Here is a 4,183-nt window from a genome sequence, read left to right as displayed (position 1 = left end):
GTAAAGCTCATCGAGTATCGGTTTGGCGTCTGTTTGACGCTCTGCTCTTCGTTTTTCAGCAGACTCACCTTTTAAGCGTGATTCTATCCCATAAAGCTTCTGGATTTTGGCCAGCGCTTTATCCGCTTTACCTGACTTGCCTTTGCCTTGAAGCTTTTTCGCGTCCATGAACTTGCGCCGAGCATGCGCGAAGCAACCGACATTGGTGACGAGATGAAGCCCATCATAAGCACCATAACCATCGGTTTGCAGATAGCCATCATAGTTGCCCAAGAAGGCAACAGGGCACGCCCTCGCGCGACTGTTTTGATAGTCATACAAGACGATGTTTTTCACATTAGGGAGTGCGGCATCTGGCGAGTCCGCGCCCGAGCAGTAGAGCCACATGTAGCATTGCTTGTCTTCCTTGAGCACATTGAGCGGCGTTTCATCCGCCTGAACCACTATTTGCTCGAGTAGGTGCGTTTTTAAGGCCGCGTAAAGCGGGGCAAACTTCTTACTGACTTGGATAATCCACCTTGCCATGGTGGTTCGTGATAGTTCGATACCCGACTGGGTAAACAGCGATTCTTGACGATACAGTGGCATCGCGTATTGATATTTACCGAGTATGATATTGGCCAGTAAGCTTTCTGTCGCGAAGCTTTTAGGGATAATGCTCTGCGGAGCTGGCTTTTGAGCGATGTGGTTTTTGTCTTCTGTTTGCTCGCATTGGCGGCAAGCATATTTAGGACGAACATATTCCAACACTTTGAGTACCGCTGGCGTGAACTCAAGTTTCTCGCTACGGTCTTCACCGATTTTATGCAGGTTATGTTGGCAGCAAGTGCACTGCTTTTCATCGTCGTCTAAATCAAGTTCGATAACTTCACGAGGCAAGCTCTTTGGCAGTGGTCTGCGTTTACCGCGTTTCTTCGTTGTGATGGTCGTTGTGACAACGTCAACCGCTTCTTCTTTAGCAGCTTCACACTCCGCTTCGTTGAAGAGGTCACCTTGGGATTCATTGTAAGGCTTTAACGCCTCCGAGCGTTTAGCGAACTGACGGTCGAAGGCAAGTTTGAGTTGTTCAAGCAGCGACTGGCGTTCTTGTTTCAATTGGATTTCTGACGCCATCAGCGCTTTCACCATCGCTTGTAGCTCGGCAACATCTTGACTTTCTGGGTTGATATTTGGCGTCTTTTTCATGGCGTTGATTATACCTAAATCATGCCATGAATGCTTGGTGGATAAGGCTTTAATATCGATTAAGTCATTGTAAAATCGTTTATTTCAATGGGTTTATGGCCGATAATCGTGAAACCTGAAAGCAGTCTCTCAAGCTCGAATTGAGTCAGGATAAACACTTCGTTTTGCTCTTTTGTAGGCCATTTGTACTTGGCTTTTTCGAGGCGTTTATACCAGAGAGCAAAGCCTGTTTTATCCCAGTACAACACTTTGATTTTGTCGCGCTGTTTGTTGGTGAACAGGAACAGTGCGCCACTCCCTACAGGTAAGTCGGTGTCACTTTCGATAATCGCAGCCAGGCCGTTGATAGACTTTCTAAAATCGACGCTTTTACGATAGAGATAGATTTCGGGAGCACTGAGCATGCGTTTCATGACAGCGCACCGATAAGCTCAGCGAGATAGGCTGCTGGCGTGCCTTGAGGAATGCTCAACTCAACATCATTGACGAGTAGTATCATGTTAGCTGTCGCTAACTGAGCTTGATACTTGGTCGTCTTTTCGACGACTTCAGCTCGGATAAAGCCTAGAGATACGTCAGTTTTATTGAGTTTCTGGCGCTTAGCATAAAACGTTGAGGGATTGAGTTCATTGAGCTTACAAAATGCGAGCGTTGACAATGAACTCGATTCAGCTTGCTCGATAAGCATTTGCCATTCTTGGTTGGTGCGTCGTTTTCCCATTTCAAATCTCCTTATGGCTGGAGACTGGATCTTATTATTCGCGCTAGGTGATTAGAATGCGGGGTTTATGACGCGCTTACATTAAAATCGGTCATTATGTATGGTGGAAAACTTCCGTTACCATAAAGGCAAAGTAGCAGAGCTAGAGTATCGATACTCCATCCGCCCAAAGCAATTGAGTGTGGAGTAAGCGGCAAGCGCAGTAAGGGAGCTCTGGAGTATCGAGTCAATGCACTGGGTCTTAGGTGTGACGATGGCTGAGGATGCCTGCCAAATCTATAAAGACCACGGAGTCGAAAACCGAGCTTGCCTGCGCCATATAGGGTTGAATATGTTGGGCACAGAGCCGACTATACTCAGTATCGTTGGAAAACATAAGCGTCGTATGATGAAAACAGCGATGCTAGAGGCGGTCTTGAGTGACGTCCTAAACGCGGTGGGTAAAAATTAAACACTCATGCGGTCGCCCTGCTACATGTCTCCAATCAAATTTTTATGTAAACTAACAAACTTTATACCCATATAAACACCTGAAAAGAACATGGCTATAACTCCGAGAAAGTCTGAAAAAATAGTCGAAGAAGCAACAAAAAAAGTAACAACTATGATTATTTTTCTAGCCGTATTGTCTTTAGATAAAATCAGTTTTATTTCTTCACCTCTAAAATAAAAAAACAAAAAAAACAATGGAACCGGGATAAACCAAAACTCTAATTTTAGTATAAAAGACACAAGAAAAAAAACACACACTGAATATGACCCAGACCATTGGTAAAAACCAAAATAACTTCTATTGGAACTCATAATTAATCATCTTCAATTACTTCGTCAGCTAAGCTAGCTGACATTACACCATATATATAATTTCCACTTTGTAAAATCAATTCAGATTTAGGTGGTAACTTCATATTCTCAATACTTTCTGAAATACCAATACCGATCGCCCCGGTAGCAGGTTTTACAAGCGCTTCATTGTTTCCTGAAGTAAACCAATCTAGTCCTTCGAGTGCAATTTCTCCAATTCCTGCAACCCCTGCACAAGTTCCAGCCATTAACACTGTACATGCTCCTGCAATGGCAGTGGTAGCATTCGCAGGTAAATTATCAACGAAATCCTGATCTTCCTGTCTCTTAATACCATCAGGGTCTTTTAGCACTACATCAATACTCTCTCGTTCTTTACCATAAGCACTATCTTCAAATGGTAATATTCCTTCATCAAACGAGTCATATCAGGGCGAGCGCATGAGTTGAATTAATGTTAAATTTCACAAATCATTAACCGTGAAATGGTTGTGTGAAGGTGCTTTTCTTTTATCCCTGTTTGTTTCTTGACCGCATAAATCTCGACTTACGCTGCTCAACTCTTAGCAAGTTAACAAAGAGAGTGGTTTTCGTTTACAAATTATCTACTCATGCGGTTACCCTGCGAGCCATATGATTCTTGAGCTAAAGCAATTTCAGCTTTACACGCGCTACTGGACATATCAATATTATATTCGTTGCTAAGAGCGTTTCCTAAGGAGCGCTGTTTATACTCATTAATGTTACATTTACAATATGCGAGCTATCCGCAGAAAAAGTATAGTGGATAACAAATTCAGGTTTATCATATCTTAACCAAGGTGAAGAGAGCATTCCCATAAACCCTTGCTCCCCACCTCCTCTTTTTGAAGGAGTTCCTTGAAGCTTAATCATATCCTCTATACTAACTTCGTATCCAATAACACCATCACCTACCCATCCGTTATAGCTACTGTATCCATCTTCGTTATCTGAACAATATAAATGTACAGCAGTTAACTCATCAGCTTCAAAAAGTAATGAAAAGCCTCCTTTGTCGCATATCAAGTACTTTTCTCCAGGAATCACTTCCTCTTCTATTACGGGCCATACCAAATCTGCTACAAACTTATAGATTAAAGAAGATCCTGTTTTTTCCCCCAGCAAAGGTATTAAGTCCTCTTTACTAATCACTGGATAGTTTCTTTTCAACTTCTAATTCTTCCCTAGTGTAAATATTCAACTCATTTATATTTCGGTCATGTATTGCATCAATAGCTTTGTCCACTTGCTCACTCGTTTTTCCTGCTTCCATCTCTGTCTGCTTCAGCATAACTAATAAACTAATAAGGACAGGCACCATAAAAAAGTAACAGACAAGTCAATTACATACATTACCCCCATCGCTGCAATTTTCTCACTTTACCTGTTTTCTTGTGATGTTTCTTCACTCACTCTTATCCAACAGAACAAGGAGGGTAAATCATGACTACA

Annotated in this window: 6 protein-coding genes and 1 pseudogene; 1 reads left to right on the top strand and 6 read right to left on the bottom strand. The window is 42.4% G+C overall.

The annotated features are described in order from the left end of the window. The 3 genes from tnpC to tnpA all read right to left on the bottom strand — a co-directional run. The coding region (gene tnpC / locus QTN94_RS19170) for an IS66 family transposase (RefSeq protein ID WP_331428555.1) at positions 1–1,185 on the bottom strand (1,185 nt) is incomplete at its 3' end. A 59-nt stretch (positions 1,186–1,244) separates the two neighbouring features. After that, positions 1,245–1,598: an IS66 family insertion sequence element accessory protein TnpB gene (gene tnpB, locus QTN94_RS19165; protein ID WP_274702605.1), complete on the bottom strand. Its 354-nt coding sequence runs from the start codon at positions 1,596–1,598 to the stop codon at positions 1,245–1,247. Further along, positions 1,595–1,906, bottom strand: a complete 312-nt coding sequence (gene tnpA, locus QTN94_RS19160; protein WP_331428554.1) for an IS66 family insertion sequence element accessory protein TnpA — start codon at positions 1,904–1,906, stop codon at positions 1,595–1,597. Before tnpA ends, tnpB begins: the two co-directional genes overlap by 4 nt. Before the next feature lie 88 nt (positions 1,907–1,994). On the opposite strand from tnpA, the pseudogene QTN94_RS19155 reads away from it, so the two are divergent. Continuing rightward, a pseudogene (locus QTN94_RS19155) lies at positions 1,995–2,357 on the top strand (ISAs1 family transposase); the annotation flags it as partial. A 355-nt stretch (positions 2,358–2,712) separates the two neighbouring features. On the opposite strand, the gene QTN94_RS19150 reads toward QTN94_RS19155, so the two are convergent. The 3 genes from QTN94_RS19150 to QTN94_RS19140 form a co-directional block, all read right to left on the bottom strand. Beyond that, positions 2,713–3,063 (bottom strand): hypothetical protein, encoded by a 351-nt coding sequence (locus tag QTN94_RS19150; protein ID WP_331428553.1) that lies wholly within the window; start codon positions 3,061–3,063, stop codon positions 2,713–2,715. Between the two features lie 361 nt (positions 3,064–3,424). Then, complete coding sequence (locus QTN94_RS19145; RefSeq protein ID WP_331428552.1) at positions 3,425–3,901, bottom strand: hypothetical protein; 477 nt, start codon at positions 3,899–3,901, stop codon at positions 3,425–3,427. Continuing rightward, on the bottom strand, positions 3,876–4,004 hold the full coding sequence (locus tag QTN94_RS19140; RefSeq protein WP_331428551.1) for a hypothetical protein: 129 nt from the start codon (positions 4,002–4,004) through the stop codon (positions 3,876–3,878). The genes QTN94_RS19145 and QTN94_RS19140 overlap by 26 nt, the downstream gene beginning before the upstream one ends. Positions 4,005–4,183: the final 179 nt, after the last annotated feature.

The sequence above is a fragment of the Vibrio sp. M250220 genome, from assembly GCF_036533795.1.
Taxonomy (GTDB): Bacteria; Pseudomonadota; Gammaproteobacteria; order Enterobacterales; family Vibrionaceae; genus Vibrio.
This window is presented reverse-complemented; position numbering and strand designations above follow the sequence as displayed.